The organism is Spiroplasma diminutum CUAS-1, assembly GCF_000439455.1.
GTDB classification, from domain to species: Bacteria; Bacillota_I; Bacilli_A; order Mycoplasmatales; family Mycoplasmataceae; genus Spiroplasma_A; species Spiroplasma_A diminutum.
In genome coordinates, this window is record NC_021833.1 from 305,199 (window position 1) to 329,418 (window position 24,220).

The following is a 24,220-nucleotide window of genomic DNA, read 5'->3' on the forward strand; positions in this document are numbered from 1 at the left end:
ATGAGAGAAATAGATAAACAAAGTATTTTTTGATATGGTTTGCACAATCTTGTGCAAGAAAATGCTCAATTAAAATATTATATTACTACTCAAAAGGAACTAATCTATAATTTGTATCCAGTAGTTTATTTAGGAGTAATTCAATATTCTTTATATAGAGGAATTGTACTTACAGAAATACCACTTGAAGATAGCAATTTATATACAGACTATATTTTAGAAAGATATGATGAAATATATAAAATTAGATATAGATTCGTAAAAGAAAAACCTAAAAAAGCTAACTTAAAAGATGAAGAAACATATGAACTTTGTAAAGAAATAATTTCAAATTTATTACTTCCATATATAAATGAATATTGTTTTAGAAGTTATGATATGTGAAAAAATTTATCTCAAGCTTATATAAGAGAGTGCGTTATAAATTATGAATATGATATTAATCATAAATCAGATGATGGAAGAATAAAAACTTCACTTTTATATCCATTTGTATTTACATTAAGTCTTATAGTTGTTCAAGAAAAGCAAGGTTTATATCAAAGAGTTGAAAAGTGTTATCAAAAAGAAGTACTTTTAAGAAAATTTAATTCAGGAAGAGAATGAAGAGAAAAAGAATTAGATTATTTAAACGAGACTTATGAACTTATACAAAATGATGAAGAATGGTTATTATTTTTAAGTAATTTCTCTTCATCAAAATGAGATAACTTTGATATGAAAGAAAGATTTAAAGCTTTATTTCAATTAGCAAAATTAACTACTATTCTTATGAAAGATGAAATTAGTGCAGTGACTATGTTAGATGATGGAGAAGAACTTTTTGATCAAGTTAAAAATTACTTACCTCTATTTATCTATCATGATAAAATTTTAAATGAAAAAAATGAATTAAAAAGGGATATCAAAAAATCTCAAATTAAAATTTTATCACCATTTGCAAATCAGAATATAAATATTGAAGTATTAATACCTTATATAATTTCAAAGAAAGATAGATTTGTTGAATACAGCCAAGAATCATTGTTTAAAACATCAGAAATAATATATACTGTTCTTGCAAAATTAAGATTAGTATTGCTAATACACGAATATTTACCAAATTTAATTGATTCAAGAATTTATCCAAATAAAAAATTATATGTAGAAGTATTGAATTTATTTGAAGAAATAAAAGAGGGTAAATTTAAAAGAAAGTTAGATGTTGAAAATTTATTAGAATCTGACTTCTTAATTTCAGAAGATGAAATTAATGAAATTATTGAAAATGAATATACAAATATAGATGATTTTTATAATAAAGCTTGTTTTTATAAAGTTGGTAGAATCATGAGTTTACTTTTAGGAGTTGAGAATACAACAGCTAAAAAAATGAATTATGATTTATCTGAACTATTTAAAAATATAATTATAATATTGGGACCTCATCCTTTAGATCATACTGTTCAAACAACAGAAACATTAAAAAAACTTTATTCATCATTCGAATTAATGTGTAATGATTATGAGAAATTAATGAATAAAGATATAACAAAATCTAAACAATATATTTCTAATTTGGAATTACCTCTAAAACTTTTAAGATGAAAAAAATAGTAAAAATGTAGTAATATAGATAAAAATTTGCTATTATTATTTTGTCTTATTTTGCCCACGTAGCTCAGTAGGATAGAGCATGCGCCTTCTAAGCGTAGGGTCAGAAGTTCGAATCTTCTCGTGGGCGCCATTATGAATATACATACTAGTTTAACTAGTATTTTTTTTATTTTTTTTGTAAAATAAGTACGTTGACAATTCAGAAGGAATAAATTATGGAATTAAAATATAAATCAAAAATATCAGATATTAAAAAGTATGACATTATTGCAAAAGTTTATTTAAGTTATTATGTTGATCCTATTTATAATGAAATTACTCAAAATCAAACAGAAAATCATGAAGTTTTGACTTTTAAAAATCATCCAAGTTCAATTATTAAATCTAATTGAAATTATGAATTTGAAAATCTTGATGAAGTAAAAGAATTTAAACCAAAGTTTTTAACTAATTTTACAACTAAAGAATATAAAAATATGGAACTTACAAATGGCATAGAATTTAAAACAAATTATAAATTTATGGCTTTGGATTTGAATGAAAAAGATAGATATGAAAATATTGAAATTGATAAAGCACAATTTTTGAGAGTTGAAACAAAAGACCAATTGGATTCTTTTGTTAAAAATGTAGCAACAATTTTTTCTGAAGAGGTAACAGATTCAAAGAAATTTTATGGATTATTTGAACAATATCAAAAAATAAGTGACCTGTTTATAATAAAATATGAAGATGAATATGTTGGAACAGGCCACCTTATCCATTTTGATGATAAGAGTACTGTAATTGATGATATTACAATGCTTGAATCAGTTAGAGGGAAAGGTCTTGCAACATTTTTAATGAAATCGTTAATTAATAGATGTCTTGAAAAAGGCCAAAAAGAAGTATATTTATTTGGAAGCGAAATGGCTTTTAATATTTATAAAAAACTTGGCTTTATAGAAGAAGACTTCTGATTAGAACAATATAAAATAAATTATTAAAATAGAATAAAATTAAGGTGAAATTATGAAAAAATTTAGTATACAGTTGGTATTTATTTGTTTCTTATTTTTTATGTATTATTTCTATAGTGCATGAGTAACAAATTTAAAAGAAGTAAAAAATGATTTAATGTTCGAATTATTTGATCCATTTAAATTAATATTATTAGGGATGATTTTTACAGTTATTTATGCTGCAATTAAGAATCTATTATTTTCAAGATTTGTAAATCTAAAACAGTATAGAAAAAATTTAAGAGATAATATTCTTTTTGAATTTGATAATACAATTAGTTATTTAGAAGCATTAAAAGTAATTATAAAAGATAACAATCAAAATGAAGCAAAAAAAAGTCTTAAGACTTTTAAAACTATCGTTTATAAACCAGATTATTTATCTGATTTTATGGAAAAATTAGCAAATTCATTATTGCTTGAAAAGGATATTTCAGTTTTTAATGGAGCAGTTGAAGTGATTTCAACAAATATAAAACAAAATTTTGAAAATGAAAGAGAAAGAATTCTTAATAATCAAAGAGGACTTAAAGAAATAAACGCAGCAGAAGATTATTATACAAATACTAGTTGAGAATCAATTAGATATAATTTAGCTTTAAATAACTTTGATAATAGTAAATCAAGTAGATGAAAAATTTCTAGTTTATATATTTCAAAATTTAAAAGTTCTTTATTTATATCATTTTTAATAAGCTCATTAATCTTTGTTATTGCAGCAGTTTTTATGAAAATTAATAAAGTATCAATAGATAACTATTTCTTTGCTGGGTTTACTGGATCAATACTTTTAATTTCTTTAGCTCATTATAATATTTCAATGTTTTTATCTTCAAAAAAAATGAATATAAAAATATATTGAGGACATTTAGTTCTTTATTACACTATAATTACTGTTATATTTTTAAATATAACTTTAAATATAATCTTCTTTCCAAATGTTGCAACAACAACTCAAGAAGGTCAATGATATAATTCAGAATTATTAAATTTCTTAAAAAATCTTTTATATATAGTTTTCTCAACTATGTTATTAGCTTATGTATTTGGAGGTTTTTTAGAATTATTAGAAGATAGTAAATTTAATTTAAAAAACTCAGTTAAAACTTTTGTAGCTCCTTTAGTAATTTTTATAATTACTTTAGTTATTAATATTCTTTCAATTTATCATGCAGAAAGTTCATACTACGTAGTTAACTTTACAATACTTACTGCATTTTGATTGTTTATAAGTGTTTGAAATAAATTTTTCTCAAAATAGTAAAATATTTTATTATTACTAAAATTCAATATATAAATAAGTAAAAAAGAATATGGAGCTTATTGACTTTATTATAAAAATGTTATGAAAAGAAGTATCCATACTAAAATATGCTTTAAATGTAAAAATAAAATAGAAGATGGAGATGTTTATAAACATTTTGAAGAACAAGATATTTTCTCAAATAAAGTTCTGTTCTATGCACACAATAAATGTTTAAAATAAGTTTGTTAAGTAATTTAACTTGACAAACTTATTTTTTAGTTTAATATTAATAATGTTCTTAAATAGAAGACAAGGAGGATAAACATGGTTAAATTAAGATTAAAAAGAGCTGGTAAAAAAAGAGCAGCATTTTATAGAATTGTTGCTTCAGATGCTCGCGTTAAACGTGATGGAGAATACATCGAACTAGTTGGTACATATAACCCAATCAACGGAGAAGTAAACGTTAAAAAAGAAATTGCTTTAAAATGATTACAACAAGGTGCACAACCAACTGATACAGTTAGAAACATTCTTTCAAAAGAAGGTGTAATGACTGATTTACACAACGCTAAATTAGAAAGCAAGAAAAACCAACCTAAAAAAGAAAAGGTTGCTAAAAAACCTGCTGCTAAAAAGGCAACTGCAGCTAAAAAACCTGCTGCAGCTAAAAAAGTTGCTGAAGTTAAAGAAGAAACTTCAGCTGAATAATTATGCAAGATGTTTTTAAATCATTTGAAGAAATGTTAAAAAGTATTATTCCAAAAGATATTAAATATGTTTTAAAGGAAAAATATGAAACTGATCAAAGTTATGAGTTTATACTAGTAATTGAAGAAAAAGACTTAGACATTTTTAAAGATAAAAAATCCGAAGGTTTCATTAATTCTATTACTAATATATGTAATTCCGAATTATCAATTTTTTCAAAAAAAATAGTTATAGATTTAGAGGTATTAGAAAATTATGCTTAATAATCTAAAAAAAATAGGAAAAATTGTTGCAACTCATGGTTTAAAAGGTGAATTAAAATTCAAACTAGAAGATAATTTAGTTCTCATAGAAGATATTCAAAATGAACAGTTATTTTTAGAAAATACTTCAAAAAATCTGGATGTTTTTGAAATAAAAAGGTCGTACTTTTTAAATAAAAAACATATAATTGGATTTGAAGAAATTAATACTATTGATCAAGCTCAAAAATTAGTTAATAACATAGTTTATGTTAGAAAAGATTGTAAGTTTATAGAAGAAGAATTCAGTTATGTAGGATTTGAGTGTTTTTATAAAGATAATTTTTATGGAAAAGTTATTGAAGAAATGTTCAATGGAGCACATGATTTGATAAAGGTTGAAAATAATGATAAGGAAATTTGAATTCCTTGCGTTGATTTCTACGTTGAAAAAATAGAAGAAGAAAACAAAAAGTTGTATTTAAAAGAAGTTGAGGTTTTAAACTAATGAAATTTTCAATTATTACTTTATTTCCAAATCTAATTAATTCATATATCTCTGAATCTATAATTAAAAGAGCAATTGAAAAAAATAGTATAGAAGTTGAAGTTATTGACCTTAGAAATCATACAACGCTTAAACATAATCAAGTTGATGACTATCAATTTGGTGGTGGAAAAGGAATGGTTCTTATGGTAGAGCCAGTTGTAAATGCAATTGAAAGTTGCAAAACTCAAAACAGTTTAGTAGTTTTAACAAGTCCACAAGGTAAAACTTGAAATCAAAATTCAGCTAGAATTTATGCTTCAAATTATGATCACATAATATTAATATGTGGTCATTATGAGGGTTTTGATGAAAGAATATTAGATTATATAGATTTAGAAATATCTATAGGAGATTATGTTCTTACTGGAGGAGAAATAGCAAGTATTGTAATTCTTGATTCAATAACTAGATTATTGGATGGAGTAATTGCAAAAGATTCTCATCTTAATGATAGTTTTGAAAATAATCTATTAGATCATCCAGTTTTTACTAAACCAATTGAATTTAGAGGAAAAATAGTTCCTGAAGTTTTAACAAGTGGTCATCATGCAAATATTGAAAAATATCGTCAAGAAGGTAGATTAAGAAACACTTTTAATAAAAGACCTGATCTTTTAGAAAAAAGTGAATTATCAAAATCAGATTTAGAATTTATCAATAAATTAAAAAAAGTGAAAGGAGATAATTAATTATGAATATGTTAACAAAAAATACAAAAGCTTTAATTGATGAACAATTAAACAATAATCTTCCAAATTTTACATCAGGAGATACTATTAAAGTAAATGTAAAAATTAAAGAGGGAGAAAAATACCGTATTCAAGCATTTGAAGGTGTAGTTATTAAAACACAAGGTAGTGGAATTTCATACTCAGTTTGTGTAAGAAAAAACTCAAATGGTGTTTTTGTTGAAAGAACTTTCCCAGTTCACTCACCAATTATTGAAACAATTGAAATAATTAAACGTGGACGTGTAAGAAGAGCAAGAATTTATTACATTAGAAACTTAACAGGTAAAGCTGCACGTATTAAAGAAGTTATTAATAACAAAGCTAAAGACGCATCAGCAGTTAAAAAAGCAGTTAAAAAATAATAAATTATTTAAAATCTCTCAAAATGAGAGATTTTATTTTTCTATTTAGATTACTATTATTTTTAGTTATAAAAAAGTAAAATATAGTTTGGTTAAGGAGAATATTATATGAAAAATTATTATGAAGAAATAATGGACAAAATTAATGAATCAATAAATAATAATAATTTTGATGAAGCATTTAAAATAGTTTTGGAAGAACTTAATGCTCCATATATTCCAAATGACTTTGAAAAACAATTAGAGAAAATTCAATCTCAATTAGCTGAAAAATTAAATTTTAATGAAAAAAATTCAGCAAACTGAAATATTGATAAAGTTCTTGAAATAATGAGTAAAAAATTAGATCAAGATGTGCATTTAGTTGCTTTTGATGCTTTAAGAGGTTTAAATGCAAGACTTATAATTAATGAAATAAAACAATATTTAAAAGATGATGAAATTAAACCAGAATACAAAACATTTCTTTTTATGGTTTTAATTGAACAAGCTATCGATGAAGAAATAATAATAAAGAAAATTAATAAAGAAATTCTATTGAATCCTTCAAAATATAATCTTAATGAAGCACAAGAAATACTAAAAGAAATTGAACTTAAAATAGAGAAAGCTATTTACGATTCTAATCCTAGTTTATTTACAATTTGTCAAAATATTGCAAATACATATTTCTATTATACTTTCCCAATTTTTGAATTTGAAAAATATACTTTAAATGATTTGAGTGTAGCAATAATTTTAAAAGCACAAGACTCTTTGGGTCTTGAATTAAATATAGAACAAGAATTAAAAATAGATTTTAATAAAGAAAATACAATGATACTATTAAATGAGTTAAATAATATTGTTTAGAAATGAGGAACTAATTATGATAAAAACAACTTTTATAGAAGAGGATTTTGTAAAATATGAAGATCCTAAAAATATAATGATGGAATTATTTGGAGTAACTTGTTCAGTTTGTGGAATAGAAGAAATTGATTTCATTGATCAAAAGGCTCCAAAAACATTGGGTCAAGTAGCTCAAGAAATTTTGGATGAGAATCCTGAAATTGACGATGAAGAATTAAATGAAATGATAGAACCACAAATAGAAGCATGACAGGAATTAGATGATTATAATGCATCAATTGGAATGCCAACATTCTTATGTTATAACTGTCATGATCAATTAATTGAAGGTGAAATTTCAATATCAATGAACTGTGAAGATACTGAAAATAATTAATAAAGGAGAAATAAGTTCATGAAATTTGTAGATTTAGCATATTTTAATATTAAATCAGGAAAAGGTGGAGATGGTGCTGTCTCTTTTCGTCATGAACTTTATGTTGCAAATGGCGGACCAAATGGTGGAGATGGTGGAAAAGGTGGAGATGTAATCTTCATTGCTGATGAAGGTAAATCATCATTATTGGATTTAAAATTGCAAAAATTTTATAGTGCAGAAGATGGATATAAAGGTGATATTAAAAATATGCACGGTAAAAATGGTAAAGACATTTATATTAAAGTTCCTGTTGGAACAGTAATTTATGATGCAGATACAAATGATTTACTTTATGACTTTATAAATGATGGTCAAGAAAAAATTATTGCATTTGGTGGAAAAGGTGGAAGAGGAAATGCAAGATTTGCAAACTCAAGAAATAAAGCGCCAACTATTTTTGAAGCTGGAGATCCAGGGAAAGAAATAAATATTAAAGCTGAATTAAAAGTATTAGCAGATGTTGGTTTTGTTGGTTTACCAAATGCTGGGAAATCTACATTATTAAGAGCAATTTCAAATTCCAAACCACAAATAGCAGATTATCCTTTTACTACTTTAAATCCACAATTGGGTGTTAGTAGAGATAAAAGTGGAAGAACTTTCACAGTTGCAGATTTACCAGGATTAATTGAGGGAGCTAGTTTAGGAAAAGGTTTAGGTCATGAATTTTTAAGACATATTGAAAGATGTAAAATTATTTGTCATGTTATTGATATGTCAGGAAATTATGCAACAGAAGATGTAATTCAAAATTACGAATTAATTAGAAAAGAATTGGTTGAATATAATTATCATTTAGAGAAAAGAGTAGAAATTATAGTTGCAAATAAGATGGATATAGATGAAGCTCAAATAAATGTTTTATACTTTAAAGAGAAGTATAAAGATAAAAAAATTATTGAAGTTTCGGGTTTAAGCAAACTTAATATTGATCAATTACTTTTAGAAATAGGTTCTACATTAGAAGAAGTAAAAGATATACCTTTATGAGAAATTAAAGATGAAAATCCTCAAGATTATAAAGTATATAATTTTGAAACAGACTTAAAAGATATTCAAGTAAAAAACCTTGGAAATAAAAGATGAAGAATTGAAGGAGAAGATGTTTACAAAGTTTATCAAAAGACACCAATTTCTACTTATGATAACTTATTATTGTTTAATGAAAAACTTAAACATTTAGGTGTATATGATATTTTAAGAGAAAAGGGTGCTCAACACGGAGACATTGTAAAAGTATTTGATATAGAATTGGAGTGAATGGATTAATATGAAATTAAATCAATATTTAGACTATTTAGTTGAATGACTGAAAGAAGAAGTTAAAAAAGCAAATCAAAAAGGAGTAATTATAGGAATTAGTGGTGGAATTGATTCAGCTGTTGTTGCTGCGATTGCAAAAAGAGCTTTTCCTGAAGATTACTTAACAGTTTGAATGCCTTGTAAATCAAGTGAATTGGATGAAAAATGTAAATTGGAATTAATTGAAAAATTAGAATTAAAAAATGTATCAGTTGATTTAACAAATACATTTGAAACTATTTCAACTGCTTTGAATGAATCTGGAATTGAACAGTCAAAATTAGCACTTGCAAATACTAAAGCAAGATTAAGAATGTCAACACTATATTCAATGGCTCAAACACATAATTATCTAGTTTTAGGAACTGATAACGCCGATGAATGACATATTGGTTATTTTACAAAATTTGGTGATGGAGGAGTAGATTTACTTCCAATAGTTCATTTATTAAAAAGAGAAGTTAGAGAAGCTGCAAAATTATTAGGAGTTCCAGACTCTATAATTAATAGAGCACCAACAGCAAGTTTATGAGAGGACCAAACAGATGAGTCAGAAATTGGCTTTAGTTATGATTTAATTGATGACTATATTAGTGGAAAAGAAGTAAACGATGAAGTAAAAAAAAGAGTAGACCATTTACATAAAATTTCTGAACATAAAAGAACAGGGGCACCTATGCCAAAAAATATAAGATAAAGTTTAAAATTATTTAATTTAAACTTTTTTTTATTAATAAGCATTTTTGTTAGATAATTAGAGAAATAAGGAGAATATAAATATGACAGAAATACAAGCAAGTAAAATTAGTGAATTCATGGATAATTTACCTGAAGATATTGCTGATAAAATGTTTGAAGAGTTAATAGCTGGAATGAGCCTATACTTTGCAATAGTTTTATTTGGAGAAGAAATTGAAAAAAATTATGAACCATTAAAATTGGATGGTAAATCAATTGAAGAAATTGCAAGAGTTGTTAAAGAAACTGAAATAGGAGAAGAAGAAGTTTATTCTGCTTTAATGGGTTCATTACAAGAAGAATCTGATGCTGAATTATTTGCTGAAGATTGTGTACAATCAATTGCTTTTAGTCCTGAATATCCTCAAGAAGTTTTAGCAAAATTAGGAGAATTAGAGATTGATCTTAATGATTTCTCTATGAATTTAATTGTTACTTTAAAAGATGAATTTATTGATTTCTTTGTAAATGATCTTGATATTATTGAATGAAAAAATGACATTATTGATGCATTAGTAGCAAGTTGAGATTAATAAAAAATTAAAAACTAGATTAAAAAAATCTAGTTTTTTTTGTAATTATGTTATTATAAGTATGATTGTAGATAGGGTAATTTACAGTTGGGCTAAAAATAAAGGTAATTATTATGAAAACATTGATATTTAGTAAAACAGTTTTTAAAGTATTAAACTTTCGTCTTCCATTAGAAGTTGTACTAATTATTTTTGCTATAATTGCAATTATCTCTTTAAGTATTTATTTTTCTATACTTTTTAGAAGGAATAGAAAGTTCTTTTTTGAAAAAGAACAAGTTTCTGCAAATGAATTTAAGAGACTTGAAAAATTTGAAGAAGAAAGAAATAATTTTGAGCTAGAAATAGCTAAAATTAGAAAAATACAAAGAGATAAGAGAAAATAATACCTTTTTATGCTCGTAAAAAAGGGGGCTTTTTTTATGAGTGGATTATTTAATCCTTTTAAAAAAGAAAATTTAACAGAAAATCAAAACCAACAAAATGTTGGAGATTTTGCGTTAAATCAAAATCCGCAACAAATGATAAATTACCAAAATGAAACAGCAATGTATCAAAAGAATTTAATAGAATCTAAAAATGAAGGTTATATAAGACCAAGAAATAGAAATTTTGAAAATAGTTATTATGAACAAGCTCAAAATATACCCCAATATACTAGAAGTGAAAATAATAGAGATATGAATTTATATCCACAAAATAATCAAATTAATTATCAACAACAATTTGTAAATCAAATACCACCGCAAGTACAACAACAAAGAATGATACAACAACAACCAGCAAACTTTAATAATTATCCTCAACAATATGAGAATTTGAAACAAGAATATCTTGATTTTGATAATAGTTCAAGAATTGATTATGGAAATTATAGAGATGAAAATCAATATAATAGAATGGTTTATCCTCCAAATAATAATGTCCAAGGCATAAGACAAAATGAAATTCATAATAATAAGCCATTATATGAAAATTATCAAATGCCAAATAACAATATGCAATATGGTTATAATGATTTTTCAAATAACAATCAGTTTTATAGTCAAAATAATCAATATGGTTATAATCCAGAAATTGATTATGCACCTGTTAGTTCAAATAATTATAATGCATATGATCAAAATTCATACCAACAAAGAATGAAAAATGCAAATATAGTACCTAAAGAAATTGGAAAAGAAATTAGAAGTGAAAAATTAAGAATATTTATTGTATTTTTAATTGGAACTGTTGGAATAATATCTGCTTCATTTATGTTAGCAATATATTATAAATCTGGAGCTGATGGAACTTTTTTGGGAATGACACGTGATAAAGTTATGTACCCATTCTTTTCAATAATATTATTAATTGTTTCAACTGGTTTCTTTTTAACAAGTTTAACTGATTTTGGATTTTTATATTCAAATGTCAAAAAATATGAAAGAGATCTTTTATTTGGAAAAGAACTTGTTCCATACTTTATAACTAGAAATTATAGAAGTTTAATCTCAAGAAGTATTTATTTAAATTGAATTGCATTTTGTGTATATATATTTGGAGCAATATCATTGGCAATAATGTATGGTATGGATTCTAAAAAAGGAACAGATGTTTACTTTTTCTTTTGAAAAATAGGACAATTAAAATCTTTAGAATCAGAAATAAAAACTAATGTAGTAGTTTTATTTGTAACTTTAATAGTTCATGTATTGAATATTGTTACAACAAGAACAAGAAAGAATAATATCATAGGTTATTATGGCTATGAAATAATTCCCCAACATGAAATTAAAGAAATTAAGAAAAAAGCAAATAAGGTATGTATGATAATTTTCTTTACAACAATGGCTATTATTTTATTTTTAATAGTTATACCATGATTGATAATTAGAAAAAAAAGAGGTCTTCCACTTAAACCATGAGGGACAGTAAATTAATAGATAGAAAAATTAATAGCTTATATGTTCACATTCCATTTTGTGAACATATTTGCTTTTATTGTGATTTTGTAAAAGTAAAAAAACCTCAAGATCCAAAAGTCATTGAAAAATATTTAGACAAAATTGAAATTGAATTAGAAGCTTATGGCAATAAACTTGAATTTATAGAAAGTATATATATTGGGGGGGGAACTCCAAGTTGTTTAAATGAGCAACAAACTATAAGAATGTGTGAAATTCTTTCAAAGTATACAAATAAAGAAAATTTTGAATACTCAATAGAATTAAATCCCGAATCAGTTACTCGTGAAAAATTAGAAATATATAAAAAATTTAATATTAATAGAATAAGTATGGGTGTTCAAACTTTTGACAATGAGCTTTTAAAAAAGATTGGAAGAATTCATGATAATTCTATTGCTATAAATGCATATAAATTAATTAGGCAAGTAGGTTTTACAAATGTAAGTATTGATTTGATGTATAATTTGTACGATCAATCGAGAGAAAATATTTACACTGATTTAAGATATATTGATGAATTAAAACCAGATCATATTTCTTGATACTCATTAATTATGAAAGAAAAGTCAGTTTGAGGAAGAAAAAATATGAAAGTTCCTGAAAATGATGAATTATATGATGAAATAGTAAACAACGGTTTAAAACAATTAGGTTATATTAGATATGAAATATCTAATTATGCACTTGGAGAAAAAAATAAATCCTTTCATAACATTAGTTATTGAAATAATTCAATTTTTGCTGGAGTAGGTATTGGTGCAACAGGTTTTGAACAAATTGAAGGAAAATATTTTCTTACAAAAAATGAAGGAAATATTCTAAATTATCAAAAAGAATTTGAAGAATTATCTCAGGAAGACTATTATTTCCAAATAGTAATGATGGGATTAAGACTTGTTGAAGGAATTGATATATCATTGGATATTAATAAAGAAATTTATAATTTCTATCAGAAAAAAATAAATGAAAAAATTTCACAGAATTTATTGGAAATTGTTAATAACAGACTTAGATGTACAGAAAGGGGATTTAATATCTTAAATGAGATATTAATAGATTTTTTATAATATGAAAAAAGCTTTAATAGTAGTAGATTATCAATTTGATTTTGCAGATCCAAATGGAAAATTATATGTTCCCCATGGTGAATTAATTAAGGACCAAATTGATAACAAAATAAAGGAATATAAAAGTGAAAATAATTTAGTTGTTTTTTCAGGTGATTTTCACCCCAAAAACCATGTATCATTTTCAAAATGAGGAGAGCATTGTGTTGTAAATACAACAGGAGCAGAATTTTATGTTGATTCTTCTCAAGTAGATCTATTTATAAAAAAGGGAACAGAACTTGATTATGATAGTTATTCTGCTTTCTATATTGCACAAGATTTAAAAATAGAGTCTAAATTGGATTCTTGATTAAAACAAAATGAAATTAACCAATTAGAGATATGTGGATTAGCTTTGGATGTTTGTGTGCAAGCAACATATGATGACGCAATTGAAAAAGGTTATACAGCTTTTATAAATTATGATTTATCAAAAGGATTAAACTCTTAGGAGTTTTTTTTTTTTTTTTTAAAAAAAAAAAAAAAAATCGATAAATATATTGGAGGAAAATTATGCTGAAACAAATAATTAATACTGAACAAAGTAATTTAGCATTTACAAAAATGCTAAATAGGAATATTCACACTGATTATAAGGATATAATTTATAACTTTATAAATCAGCCACAAATAAAAGTTGAACAGAAATATGATATTTTATTTTCACAAGCTATACAAAAAAATTGCTTTAAAAAAGTAGTAAAAGAAATGGAAAAAGATTTTCCCAAGTTTTATATTTTGTGAAAACTTACTGAAAAAATATCATATTGAACAAATATCTTTTTCTCAAGTAAGTTTGAGTCAGGAAATGGATTAAAAACTTTACAAAATATTTTGATTCTTAAACAATTATTTTTAACACAATTAAGATACAATTCAAATATTTGATTAAAACTTAATGCTACACAAAGTGAAAAAATTAAAGTTAAAAAAGATAAACAAAATATTAATTATAAATTATTGCTTTTAATTGCAGATTTTAAGGATTTAAAAGAGTCTCTTAATTTAATAAATGAAGAGCAAAAAACAATTTTAGAATTAACATTAAGATCAAATAATATTGAAGATTATATTGAATTAAATAATAGATTAGAAATTAACATATTTAAATATTTACCTATTAATATATTACTTTTACAATCTCAAATGATTAAGAATAGCACAAAATTAAATTTAAAAGAAAAGGCAAAGTTGAGCTATTCAGCTTTTATGCAACTTTTATGTATTTTTGTCGAAGAAAATCTTTCAAAAAAGAATCTAAATTAAAACACTTTATAAAAGTGTTTTTTATTTAAATTTTTTAAAAAATTAGCACTTAACCATTGACAATGCTAAAACAAAATGTAATATATTAATGATTAGCAATTAAGAAGCAAGAGTGCTAATTAAAGGAGGAATTTTTATGGATTTTACACAAAAACCAGATCCTTTAAATGATCCAGAAATCCTAAATAAATATACAAGGGATTTAACTAAGGATGCAAAAGAAGGAAAAATAGACCCCATCATTGGTAGAGATGATGAAATTATGCGAGTAATTAGAATTTTAAGTAGAAAAACTAAAAATAATCCAGTTCTTATTGGAGAACCTGGAGTAGGGAAAACAGCAATTGCTGAAGGTTTAGCACAAAGAATAAATAAAGGTGATGTACCTAGTGTTCTAAAAGATAAAAAAATCCTTGAATTAGATATGGGTAGTGTAATGGCAGGAGCTAGTTTCTTAGGTGATTATGAAGCTAGAATTAAGGGTATTGTAAATGCTATACAAAAAGAAAATGGGCAAATTATATTATTTATTGATGAATTACATTTAATAGTAGGAGCAGGAAAAACAGGTAATGGTGGAGGAATGGACGTTTCTAATCTATTAAAACCTGCACTTGCTAGAGGTGGAATTAAAGTAATTGGAGCTACAACTCTTAAAGAATATAGAGAATATATTGAAAAAGATGCTGCATTAGAAAGAAGATTTCAAAAAGTAGTAGTAAGTGAACCTACAATTGAAGAAACAATATCAATTTTAAGAGGTTTAAAGGAACGTTTTGAATCTTATCATGGAGTTAGAATTCATGATAATGCTTTAGTTGCAGCTGCACAATTAAGTGATAGATATATATCTGATAGATTTTTACCAGATAAAGCAATTGACTTAGTTGATGAAGCAAGTGCAACAATTAAAACTGAATTAGCTTCTGTTCCAACAGAACTTTATCAAATTGATAGAAAAGTAATGCAACTCGAAATAGAAAAAGCTGCTTTATCAAAAGAACAAGATGAAAAATCAAAAGACAGATTACAACAAGCTGAAAAAGAATTAAATAATTTGAAAGCAAAACAAACAGAATTTAATACAAAATGAGATTCAGAAAAAAGAGCTTTAGAAAAAATTAATCAATTCAGATCAACTATTGATAATTTAAAGATTGAATTAGAACAATCTCAAACCCAAGCAAATTATCAAAGAGCTGGGGAAATACAATATTCATTATTACCAGCATTAGAAAAGCAATTATCAACAGCACTTGATAACAATAAAGAAAAGTTAATTTCTGAAGAAGTTACAGAAAATGAAATAGCTTCAATTGTTTCAAGATGAACTGGAATTGAAATGGAAAACTTAATTGAAAGTGAAAAGCAAAAATTACTTATGTTAGGTACATCTTTAAAAAAAATGGTAAAAGGTCAAAATCAAGCAATTGAACTTGTTTCAAATGCCATTATTAGGAGTAGAAGTGGTATTAAAGATCCAAATAAACCTATAGGTAGTTTCTTATTTTTAGGGCCAACAGGTGTAGGTAAAACAGAAGTTGCTAAATCACTTGCAAAAAATTTATTTGGAAGTGAAAAGAAAATGTTACGTTTTGATATGTCAGAATACATGGAAAAACATTCGGTTTCTAAATTATTAGGTTCTCCTCCAGGTTATGTTGGTTATGAAGAAGGTGGAAAATTAACTGAAGCAGTTAGAAGAGCACCATATTCAATTTTATTATTTGATGAAGTTGAAAAAGCTCATCCGGATGTATTCAATATTTTCTTACAAATATTAGATGATGGTAGAGTAACAGATTCACTTGGAAAAACAATTGACTTTAAAAATACAATTATAATAATGACTTCAAATATAGGTTCTGAATATTTAATTTCAACACCACCTGAATTAGTTGATGAAGATGTATTAAATGAAAACTTAAAAAAATTCTTTAGACCAGAATTTTTAAATAGAATTGATAATATTATTAATTTTAATGCATTATCAAAAGAAGTTATTAAAGAAGTAATTGTCAAAACATTAGATGAATTAAAACAAAGAATTCTTTTGGCAAATGAATATATTATTAATTTTACAGATTCTTCAATTAAGAAAATTCTTGAAGAAGGTTATGATCAACAATATGGTGCAAGACCAATTAAAAGATATATTGAAAGAAATATTGAAACTTTAATTGCAAAAGCAATAGTTTCTGGAGAAATTGAATCAAAAAGAAACTATGTAGTTGATGTAAATGACAATAAATTTGTTATATCAACTTCAAATAAATTAAATTAGCACTTGATTATTAAGAGTGCTATTGATAAACTAGATATGTATTGTTATGGAGGTGTTTTTCATTGTTAACTAATCGTCAAAATTTAATATTAAAATCAATTATTGAAGAATATATTAAAATTGCATCACCTGTTGGTTCAAAAAGAATTCAAGAGGTATTAACAATGGAAGTGTCTTCTGCAACAATTAGAAATGAATCAGCACTTTTAGAAGAACAAGGATTCTTAGAAAAAGCTCACACTTCATCAGGAAGGGTTCCATCAACAAAAGGTTATAGATACTATGTTGATAATTTAATGGAATCAAATGACATTGATGATATTAAAGATCAAATTAATGAAATCTTTAAGAAAAGAGGAGCAACTATTGATGAAATTTTAGAACAAACTTCATTAATATTGAGTGAAATGACAAAATTAGCAACAGTTGTTGCTACTTCTGATACAAATGGTGAAGTATTACTTTCTAAAGTAGAACTTGTACCAATTTCAAATAAATCAGCAATAGTAATATTTGTCCTTTCAAATGGAACTATTCAAAATAAAACAATAAATTTAGAGTCAGTATCTTTGGAAGAATTAAGATTAGCAATTGATTTATTTAATGAAAGATTGATTAATTCAAAGTTATCAGAAATTGAAACCAAATCTCAAGCAATAATCCCTGTTTTGAAACAACAAGTAAAAAAATATGAGTTTGTTCTACAAACTTTAGTGGAAGCTTTGATTCATACAGATTCAAATAAATCACGAACAAGTGGTGTTAAATATCTATTGGAAAATCCAGAATTTAATGATCCAAATAAAATAAAAGACATCATTCAATTTATTGAAAACGCTTCTCCATTTGCTTGATTTAATTATCAAAGTAAAACAAATAAAGCAACTGTAGCTATTGGATTAGAAACAGGAAATGAAAATGATGATATTGCAGTTATTGGTACTAACTTCCCCACAAAAGGTGGGGGGAAAGGTGCATTAGCACTAGTTGGTCCTAAGAGAATTGAATATGATAAAGTATCAAAACTTTTAGAATGAATCAGCAATAAAATTGAAGAGAAATTTTTATTAGAAGGAGAATAATAATGGAAAAAGAAAAAGTAAAAGAAGTTTTAAATCTATTTGAAAATATCAAAAAAGAACTTAACTTAGACGAAAAGCAAAAAAATTCAAAAGAAAAAGATTCAAAAGAAGATCATGAAGAAACAAAAGAACTTTCAAATATTGAAAAATTGGAACTTGAATTTGTTGCATTAAATGAGCAAATTGCAAAACTTGAAGAAGCAAGATTAATAGCAGTAGCTGATAATCAAAATACAGTTAAAAGATTTCAAAATGAAAGTATTTTAGTTAGAAAATATGGTGGAGAAAAATTAGCTTCAGAATTAATACCAGCAATTGATATGTTTAGAGGAGTATTAAAATCTACTCCTGATAATCCAGAAATAAAAAATTATTTAATGGGATTTGAAATGATTATCAATCAAATTGATCAAGCATTAACAAATGCTGGGGTTGTAATGGTAGATGTTAAACCTGGAGATGATTTTAACCCAGAACTTCATTCTGCAATTGAACAAATTAAATCAGAAGAATTTGAATCAGGGAAAATTGCAGTTGTTGTTTCAAACGGATATAAATTACATGATAGAGTTATAAAGCACGCTGCTGTTAAAGTAGCAGAATAATTTAAAAAATATTATTGAAAAGGAGAAAATAATTATGGCAAAAGAAAGAATTATAGGAATAGACTTAGGAACTACAAACTCATGTGTTGCAATTATGGAAGGTGGACAACCAATGGTTTTAGAAAATCCAGAGGGTCAAAGAACAACACCATCAGTTGTAGCATTTAAAAATAGTGACATTATTGTTGGGGGAGCTGCAAAAAGACAATCAGTTACAAACCCAAATACAGCTATATCTATTAAACGTGATATGGGAACAAACAAAAAAAGAAATTTAGAAGGAAAAGATTATACTCCAGAACAAATTTCAGCTGAAATTTTAAGATACTTAAAAAAATATGCAGAAGATAAAATAGGGACAAAAATTACAAAAGCAGTTATTACAGTTCCTGCTTACTTCAATGACGCACAAAGAAAAGCAACAAAAGATGCTGGTAAAATTGCTGGTTTAGAAGTTGAAAGAATTATTAACGAACCAACAGCAGCTGCGCTAGCATATGGTATCGATAAACAAGACAAAGAAATGAAAGTTTTAGTATATGACTTGGGTGGAGGAACATTTGACGTTTCTTTATTGGAATTAGCAGATGGAACTTATGATGTTTTAGCAACTTCAGGAGATAATGAATTAGGTGGAGATGATTTTGACCAAAAAATTATGGATTGAATTGGTCAAGAAATCAAAAAAGAACACAATATTGATTTATCAAAGGATAAAATGGCTTTACAAAGATTTAAAGATGAAGCAGAAAAAGCAAAAATTAATTTATCAAGTCAAGTTGAAACAGAAATTAACTTACCATTTATAGCAATGAACGAAAATGGTCCAGTTAACTTCTCAACTAAATTATCAAGAGCTGAATTTGAAAAAATGTCAAAAGATTTAGTTGAAAGAACTAGAAAACCAGTTGAAGATGCTTTAAAAGAAGCAAAATTAAAAGCAATTGAAATTGATCAAGTTCTTTTAGTTGGGGGATCAACAAGAATTCCAGCAGTTCAAGAATTAGTTAAATCATTATTAGGTAAAGAACCAAATAGAACAATTAACCCAGATGAAGTTGTTGCCATGGGAGCTGCAATTCAAGGTGGAGTTCTTGCAGGTGATGTAACTGATGTATTATTATTAGACGTTACACCTTTAACTTTAGGAATTGAAACAATGGGTGGAGTTATGACACCATTAATTCAAAGAAATACAACAATACCAACTGAAAAATCACAAGTATTCTCAACAGCAGTTGATAATCAACCAGCAGTTGATATTAATGTTTTACAAGGTGAAAGACCAATGGCTGGAGATAATAAATCATTAGGTCAATTCCAATTAACAGGAATTAAACCAGCTCCAAAAGGAACACCTCAAATTGAAGTTACATTCAAAATTGACGTTAACGGAATTGTATCTGTAACTGCAAAAGATAAAGATACTAATGAAGAAAAAACTATTACAATTTCAAACTCAGGAAGTTTAACAGATGCTGAAATTGAAAAAATGGTAAAAGAAGCTGAAGAAAACCAAGAAGCTGATAACCAAAAACGTAAAAATATTGAATTAAAAAATAAAGCAGAAAGTTATTTAAATATTATTGAATCATCAATGTCAGAAGCAGGAGATTCAATGAATGAAGAACAAAAAAAACAATCAGAAGATATGGCAAAAGAAATTCGTGAATTAATTGCTAAAGAAGATTATGAAGCTTTAGATAAAAAAATGAATGAATTAGAACAAGCAATGAAAATGGCTTCAGAAATGGCTGCACAACAAGCACAAACTAGTGAAGGTGCTTCTCAAGAAGAAGTTAAAGAAGAAAATAAGGATGAAGAATCTAAATAGTTTTAAAAAACAACTATGTAATAGTTGTTTTTTAAAGAATAGAAGCGAGGTGTAGAATGGCTAAACGCGATTATTATGAAATACTTGGTATTCCTAAGTCTTCATCAGAAGAAGAAATAAAAAAAGCATATCGTAAATTGGCTAAAAAATATCACCCAGATATTTGTAAAGAACCAGATGCAGAAGATAAATTTAAAGAAGCAACTGAAGCGGCAGAAGTATTATTAGATCAAAATAAACGTAAAACTTATGATCAATTTGGTCATGAAGGATTAAGCGGAATGGGTTCAGGCTTTAGTGGGGGCTTTGGTGGAGGTTTCGGTGACTTTTTCTCAAATATGGGAGGAGCAGGAGATTTCTTTTCTGATATATTTTCTAACTTCTTTGGTGGAAGAGGTGGTTCTTCTTCAAGAACTAGATCATCAAGAGGTAAAGATATTGTTATAAGTGTTAGTTTAACACTTAGAGAATTATTATTTGGTATAGATAAAGACGTATCATTAGATTTAATTTCAAAATGTGATGATTGTGATGGAATTGGTGCAAAATCAAAATCAGATATTGTAGAATGTGAAGTATGTAATGGTCATGGGGTTGTTACTGTTTTACAAGATATGGGTATTGCAAAATTTCAAACTCAACAACCTTGTCCAAAATGTAAAGGTCATGGTAAAGAAAACAAAAATCCATGTAAAGCTTGTAGAGGTGATGGAGCTGTTCTTAAAAAAGAAACAGTTACAATGCCTATACCAAAAGGTTTAGTACCAGATCAACAAATTGTTTTAAGAAATGCTGGTAATTATTCTGTAGATGGTGGAGAACGTGGACATCTTTATGCAGATGTTCACTTAAAGGCTTCAAAAAATGTAAAAATTGTAAATGAACACGATATTAAATTTAAATTTGATGTAAGTTATCTTGATGCAATTCTTTCAAATGAAATTTCAATTAAAACTTTAGATGGAGACATTAATATCAAAATACCAAAAGGTATAAAAAATGGAGAAATAATTACTGTAAAAAATCATGGACTTTATAAGGGAGTAAAATCTTCACATAGAGGTAATTTATTATTAGAAGTAAATATTGTAGTTCCAAAAGATATTGATAAAACTGAAAAAGAGAAATTAGAAATTATAGCAAAATCAACAGACTTTAAAGTTAAAAATAATTTAGAAGAATAACCCAAAAAGGGTTATTTTTTTAACAAAACTATTTAATTTGAATTAATCTTATTATTGTATAATCAATAGGTGGAGGATATTATGTCTGATAGCATTAGAATTTTAAAAATAAATAAAATTTTAGATAATGATTTAGAAGATACAACTCAGGATTATTCAACTGAGGGTTTTTGATTTGAAGATAATTTAGAAGAATCAATTTCTATGGATTTTGATAAAACTATAGCTTTAAAAAATAAAAGTGTTTCAAAAATTAATTTAGTTCAAAATGCTAACTCTCATTTTTTTGAACCAAAAAAAGCAAATAATTTAGATTTTCAAAAAAGTGATATTGAAAATAATTCATTTGAATCAATAAATATTATAGACAAAGTAATAAAACCTGCAGATTCTCGTATAAGAAAAGAAATTATTGATATGAGAAGAATGAGTTTTGAAAATGAACAAAGAGATAAGGAATATTTATTAAGTAAACTTAATGTTGATTTAAAACCTCATAATAATTTTAAAAATTATAATTTAGCTAAAAATGAAACAGTTGTTCCAGATTCGGATTTTATTGCTGAAAAAATTAACCAATTGAATGAACCGATCAATCAACAATTACAAGAAATTGAAAAAGGAGTTCATAAAATAGAAAAAGTTATAGAAGATCTACAAGAAGTTATTAAAAAACCTATATTAGAGAGTAAACCAGAAGAAATTATTAAAAGTGGTATTGATGAGAAAATAACTGAGGAAATAACTGAAAAGAAAAAACCCGAATTTAAAAGAACAAATTTTTTACTTAAAGATGAATCTATATTCCAAGAAGAAAAAAATGAAAATGATAAAAAAGAATTAGTTGAAAAAGAATTAGTTGAAAAAGAATTAGTTGAAAAAGTTGAAGACGAAAATACTCATGAGTTTATACTAGTTTCTGATAAATTAAAAACTAAAAATGATAAATTGAATGAAGAAGATAAAAATGAAAATAAATTAGCTTTAGTTTCATTAGAAAAAATAGAAAAAGAAGTTGAAAAAAACATTATGGTAAAATTTGATGATATAAATCATAAACAAAATAATAAAGATTCTTTAATTCCAAATAAATCTAAAAAGAGAACACTTTTTGATGAAATGGATACCAAGGAATTAAATTCATTTTTTGAAGATGATAAAAATAGTTATTCACTTCCAGTGATTAATAATACAGATTATACTGTTGCAAACACTGTAGATGATTTAGATAAGGCAATTAACAACTTGGAATTTGGAAGTAAAAAAATTAGAGAAAAAGAAAAATTCTTTGACCAAGAAGGTGGAACTACTCAACTTGTTGAAGGATTACAAGAAACTTTAAAAACAAACAAAAGAAATTCTATAGAACCTATAAATTTTGATTCATTTGAAAATTGATTTAATAATTCAAAAGATGTAAAAAAATTAACTAAATTAGCTAAAAAAGAAAATAAAAGAATGAATAAAACAATTAAAAAATAAGGCGATAAAATATGAAAAAAGAAAAAGTCATAGTTGGACTTAGTGGTGGAGTAGACTCTTCAGTTACTGCTGCAATATTATTGGAACAAGGTTATGAAGTTGAAGGGCTCTTTATGAGAAACTGAGATAGTAATTTGAACAATGATATTTTAGGAAATAATTTGCAAGGAGAAACTTGTCCACAAGAACAAGATTATATTGATGCAAAAAAAGTAGCAGAAAAACTTAATATAAAAATTCATAGAATAGATTTTATAAAGGAATATTGAGATCATGTATTTGAATATTTTGTAACTGAATATAAAAAAGGAAGAACACCAAATCCAGATATTCTTTGTAACAAATATATAAAATTTGATAAATTTTTAGATTATGCAATAAATGAACTAAAAGCAGATTATATTGCTATGGGTCATTATGCAGGAGTTAAAAAAAATAAATTATCAAATGAATTTGAACTTATAAGAGGTTTAGATGAAAATAAAGATCAAAGTTATTTCTTATGTCAATTAAATCAAAATCAACTTTCTAAAACTATGTTTCCCTTGCAAAAATATAAAAAGAGTGAAATTAGAGAGATTGCTAAAAAGTATGATTTAATAACTGCAGAAAAAAAAGATTCAACTGGAATTTGTTTTATAGGAGAAAGAAACTTCACTAAATTTTTACAAAATTATATTCCAAATCAACCAGGAGATATCATTGATATAAAAACCAATAAGAAAATTGCTGAACATATTGGAGTTATGTATTATACTATTGGTCAAAGAAAAGGCTTGAATTTAGGTGGACAAAAAGAACCTTATTATGTAGCTAAAAAAGATATTGAAAATAAAATTCTTTATGTTTCTCCTTTAAGTGATGAAAGTTATTTAGAATCAAAAAGTTGTATTGTTGAAGGTTTCAATTTTATTTCAAACTATAAAAACTATTTTAATTCTAATAAATTTAATTGCACAGCAAAATTTAGATATAGACAAAAAGATGTAAAAGTTAATGTAGAAATTTTAGAAAATAATAAGATATTAATAACTTATAAAGAACCAGTTAGGGCAGTTACAGAAGGTCAAGAAGCTGTATTATATCTTGGCGAAGTATGTCTTGGTGGAGGAGTTATTGATAAAATCTTAAATAATTAATAAA

26 protein-coding genes and 1 tRNA gene are annotated in these 24,220 nt (G+C 25.4%); all 27 read left to right on the top strand.

Annotation, left to right across the window (positions count from 1 at the left end):
* The 27 genes from SDIMI_RS01455 to mnmA all read left to right on the top strand — a co-directional run bounded on the left by SDIMI_RS01455 (nucleotide 1) and on the right by mnmA (nucleotide 24,216).
* Nucleotides 1–1,596, top strand: a complete 1,596-nt coding sequence (locus SDIMI_RS01455) for a hypothetical protein (RefSeq protein WP_020836214.1) — start codon at nucleotides 1–3, stop codon at nucleotides 1,594–1,596.
* 53 nt (nucleotides 1,597–1,649) lie between these two features.
* A tRNA-Arg gene (locus tag SDIMI_RS01460) sits at nucleotides 1,650–1,726 on the top strand.
* A gap of 85 nt (nucleotides 1,727–1,811) precedes the next feature.
* The gene (locus tag SDIMI_RS01465; protein ID WP_020836215.1) at nucleotides 1,812–2,582 is read left to right on the top strand and encodes a GNAT family N-acetyltransferase; all 771 of its coding nucleotides are present in this window, start codon (nucleotides 1,812–1,814) and stop codon (nucleotides 2,580–2,582) included.
* A gap of 25 nt (nucleotides 2,583–2,607) precedes the next feature.
* Nucleotides 2,608–3,858: a hypothetical protein gene (locus SDIMI_RS01470; protein ID WP_020836216.1), complete on the top strand. Its 1,251-nt coding sequence runs from the start codon at nucleotides 2,608–2,610 to the stop codon at nucleotides 3,856–3,858.
* Nucleotides 3,859–3,942: 84 nt separating this feature from the next.
* Entirely contained in the window at nucleotides 3,943–4,083 is a 141-nt protein-coding gene (locus tag SDIMI_RS04640; protein ID WP_158499809.1) for a hypothetical protein, read from the top strand.
* Nucleotides 4,084–4,167: 84 nt separating this feature from the next.
* Nucleotides 4,168–4,554, top strand: a complete 387-nt coding sequence (gene rpsP / locus SDIMI_RS04740) for a 30S ribosomal protein S16 (RefSeq protein WP_020836217.1) — start codon at nucleotides 4,168–4,170, stop codon at nucleotides 4,552–4,554.
* 2 nt (nucleotides 4,555–4,556) lie between these two features.
* Nucleotides 4,557–4,817 carry a hypothetical protein gene (locus tag SDIMI_RS01480; RefSeq protein WP_020836218.1) on the top strand — a complete coding sequence of 87 codons (261 nt, stop codon included), beginning with the start codon at nucleotides 4,557–4,559 and terminating at the stop codon, nucleotides 4,815–4,817.
* A complete protein-coding gene (gene rimM / locus SDIMI_RS01485) occupies nucleotides 4,810–5,304 on the top strand; it encodes a ribosome maturation factor RimM (RefSeq protein ID WP_020836219.1) in 495 nt (164 codons plus the stop codon). Before SDIMI_RS01480 ends, rimM begins: the two co-directional genes overlap by 8 nt.
* The gene (gene trmD, locus SDIMI_RS01490; protein ID WP_020836220.1) at nucleotides 5,304–6,035 is read left to right on the top strand and encodes a tRNA (guanosine(37)-N1)-methyltransferase TrmD; all 732 of its coding nucleotides are present in this window, start codon (nucleotides 5,304–5,306) and stop codon (nucleotides 6,033–6,035) included. The genes rimM and trmD overlap by 1 nt, the downstream gene beginning before the upstream one ends.
* Complete coding sequence (gene rplS, locus SDIMI_RS01495) at nucleotides 6,035–6,439, top strand: 50S ribosomal protein L19 (RefSeq protein ID WP_051132515.1); 405 nt, start codon at nucleotides 6,035–6,037, stop codon at nucleotides 6,437–6,439. Before trmD ends, rplS begins: the two co-directional genes overlap by 1 nt.
* A gap of 108 nt (nucleotides 6,440–6,547) precedes the next feature.
* Nucleotides 6,548–7,291 carry a DUF3196 family protein gene (locus tag SDIMI_RS01500; RefSeq protein WP_020836222.1) on the top strand — a complete coding sequence of 248 codons (744 nt, stop codon included), beginning with the start codon at nucleotides 6,548–6,550 and terminating at the stop codon, nucleotides 7,289–7,291.
* Between the two features lie 16 nt (nucleotides 7,292–7,307).
* The gene (locus tag SDIMI_RS01505; RefSeq protein ID WP_020836223.1) at nucleotides 7,308–7,667 is read left to right on the top strand and encodes a hypothetical protein; all 360 of its coding nucleotides are present in this window, start codon (nucleotides 7,308–7,310) and stop codon (nucleotides 7,665–7,667) included.
* A gap of 18 nt (nucleotides 7,668–7,685) precedes the next feature.
* Nucleotides 7,686–8,978, top strand: coding sequence for a GTPase ObgE (gene obgE / locus SDIMI_RS01510; protein WP_020836224.1), 1,293 nt, complete (start codon nucleotides 7,686–7,688; stop codon nucleotides 8,976–8,978).
* On the top strand, nucleotides 8,974–9,708 hold the full coding sequence (gene nadE, locus SDIMI_RS01515; protein ID WP_418064537.1) for an NAD(+) synthase: 735 nt from the start codon (nucleotides 8,974–8,976) through the stop codon (nucleotides 9,706–9,708). The genes obgE and nadE overlap by 5 nt, the downstream gene beginning before the upstream one ends.
* Nucleotides 9,709–9,790: 82 nt before the next feature.
* On the top strand, nucleotides 9,791–10,282 hold the full coding sequence (locus SDIMI_RS01520; RefSeq protein ID WP_020836226.1) for a hypothetical protein: 492 nt from the start codon (nucleotides 9,791–9,793) through the stop codon (nucleotides 10,280–10,282).
* 113 nt (nucleotides 10,283–10,395) lie between these two features.
* A complete protein-coding gene (locus SDIMI_RS01525) occupies nucleotides 10,396–10,668 on the top strand; it encodes a TIGR04561 family membrane protein (RefSeq protein WP_020836227.1) in 273 nt (90 codons plus the stop codon).
* 36 nt (nucleotides 10,669–10,704) lie between these two features.
* Nucleotides 10,705–12,204, top strand: a complete 1,500-nt coding sequence (locus SDIMI_RS01530) for an MSC_0882 family membrane protein (protein WP_020836228.1) — start codon at nucleotides 10,705–10,707, stop codon at nucleotides 12,202–12,204.
* Complete coding sequence (gene hemW / locus SDIMI_RS01535) at nucleotides 12,186–13,298, top strand: radical SAM family heme chaperone HemW (protein ID WP_020836229.1); 1,113 nt, start codon at nucleotides 12,186–12,188, stop codon at nucleotides 13,296–13,298. The genes SDIMI_RS01530 and hemW overlap by 19 nt, the downstream gene beginning before the upstream one ends.
* 1 nt (nucleotide 13,299) lies before the next feature.
* Complete coding sequence (locus tag SDIMI_RS01540) at nucleotides 13,300–13,791, top strand: isochorismatase family protein (RefSeq protein WP_020836230.1); 492 nt, start codon at nucleotides 13,300–13,302, stop codon at nucleotides 13,789–13,791.
* A 62-nt stretch (nucleotides 13,792–13,853) separates the two neighbouring features.
* Nucleotides 13,854–14,606, top strand: a complete 753-nt coding sequence (locus tag SDIMI_RS01545; protein WP_020836231.1) for a hypothetical protein — start codon at nucleotides 13,854–13,856, stop codon at nucleotides 14,604–14,606.
* Between the two features lie 136 nt (nucleotides 14,607–14,742).
* Nucleotides 14,743–16,890, top strand: coding sequence for an ATP-dependent Clp protease ATP-binding subunit (locus SDIMI_RS01550; RefSeq protein ID WP_020836232.1), 2,148 nt, complete (start codon nucleotides 14,743–14,745; stop codon nucleotides 16,888–16,890).
* 62 nt (nucleotides 16,891–16,952) lie between these two features.
* A complete protein-coding gene (hrcA, locus tag SDIMI_RS01555) occupies nucleotides 16,953–17,972 on the top strand; it encodes a heat-inducible transcriptional repressor HrcA (protein WP_020836233.1) in 1,020 nt (339 codons plus the stop codon).
* A 2-nt stretch (nucleotides 17,973–17,974) separates the two neighbouring features.
* Complete coding sequence (locus tag SDIMI_RS01560; RefSeq protein ID WP_020836234.1) at nucleotides 17,975–18,577, top strand: nucleotide exchange factor GrpE; 603 nt, start codon at nucleotides 17,975–17,977, stop codon at nucleotides 18,575–18,577.
* A 34-nt stretch (nucleotides 18,578–18,611) separates the two neighbouring features.
* The gene (gene dnaK, locus SDIMI_RS01565; protein ID WP_020836235.1) at nucleotides 18,612–20,411 is read left to right on the top strand and encodes a molecular chaperone DnaK; all 1,800 of its coding nucleotides are present in this window, start codon (nucleotides 18,612–18,614) and stop codon (nucleotides 20,409–20,411) included.
* Nucleotides 20,412–20,467: 56 nt separating this feature from the next.
* Nucleotides 20,468–21,595 (top strand): DnaJ C-terminal domain-containing protein, encoded by a 1,128-nt coding sequence (locus tag SDIMI_RS01570; protein WP_020836236.1) that lies wholly within the window; start codon nucleotides 20,468–20,470, stop codon nucleotides 21,593–21,595.
* A gap of 81 nt (nucleotides 21,596–21,676) precedes the next feature.
* A complete protein-coding gene (locus SDIMI_RS01580) occupies nucleotides 21,677–23,077 on the top strand; it encodes a DNA topoisomerase 2-like domain-containing protein (RefSeq protein WP_020836237.1) in 1,401 nt (466 codons plus the stop codon).
* 11 nt (nucleotides 23,078–23,088) lie between these two features.
* Complete coding sequence (gene mnmA / locus SDIMI_RS01585) at nucleotides 23,089–24,216, top strand: tRNA 2-thiouridine(34) synthase MnmA (protein ID WP_020836238.1); 1,128 nt, start codon at nucleotides 23,089–23,091, stop codon at nucleotides 24,214–24,216.
* The last annotated feature ends 4 nt before the right edge of the window (nucleotides 24,217–24,220 follow it).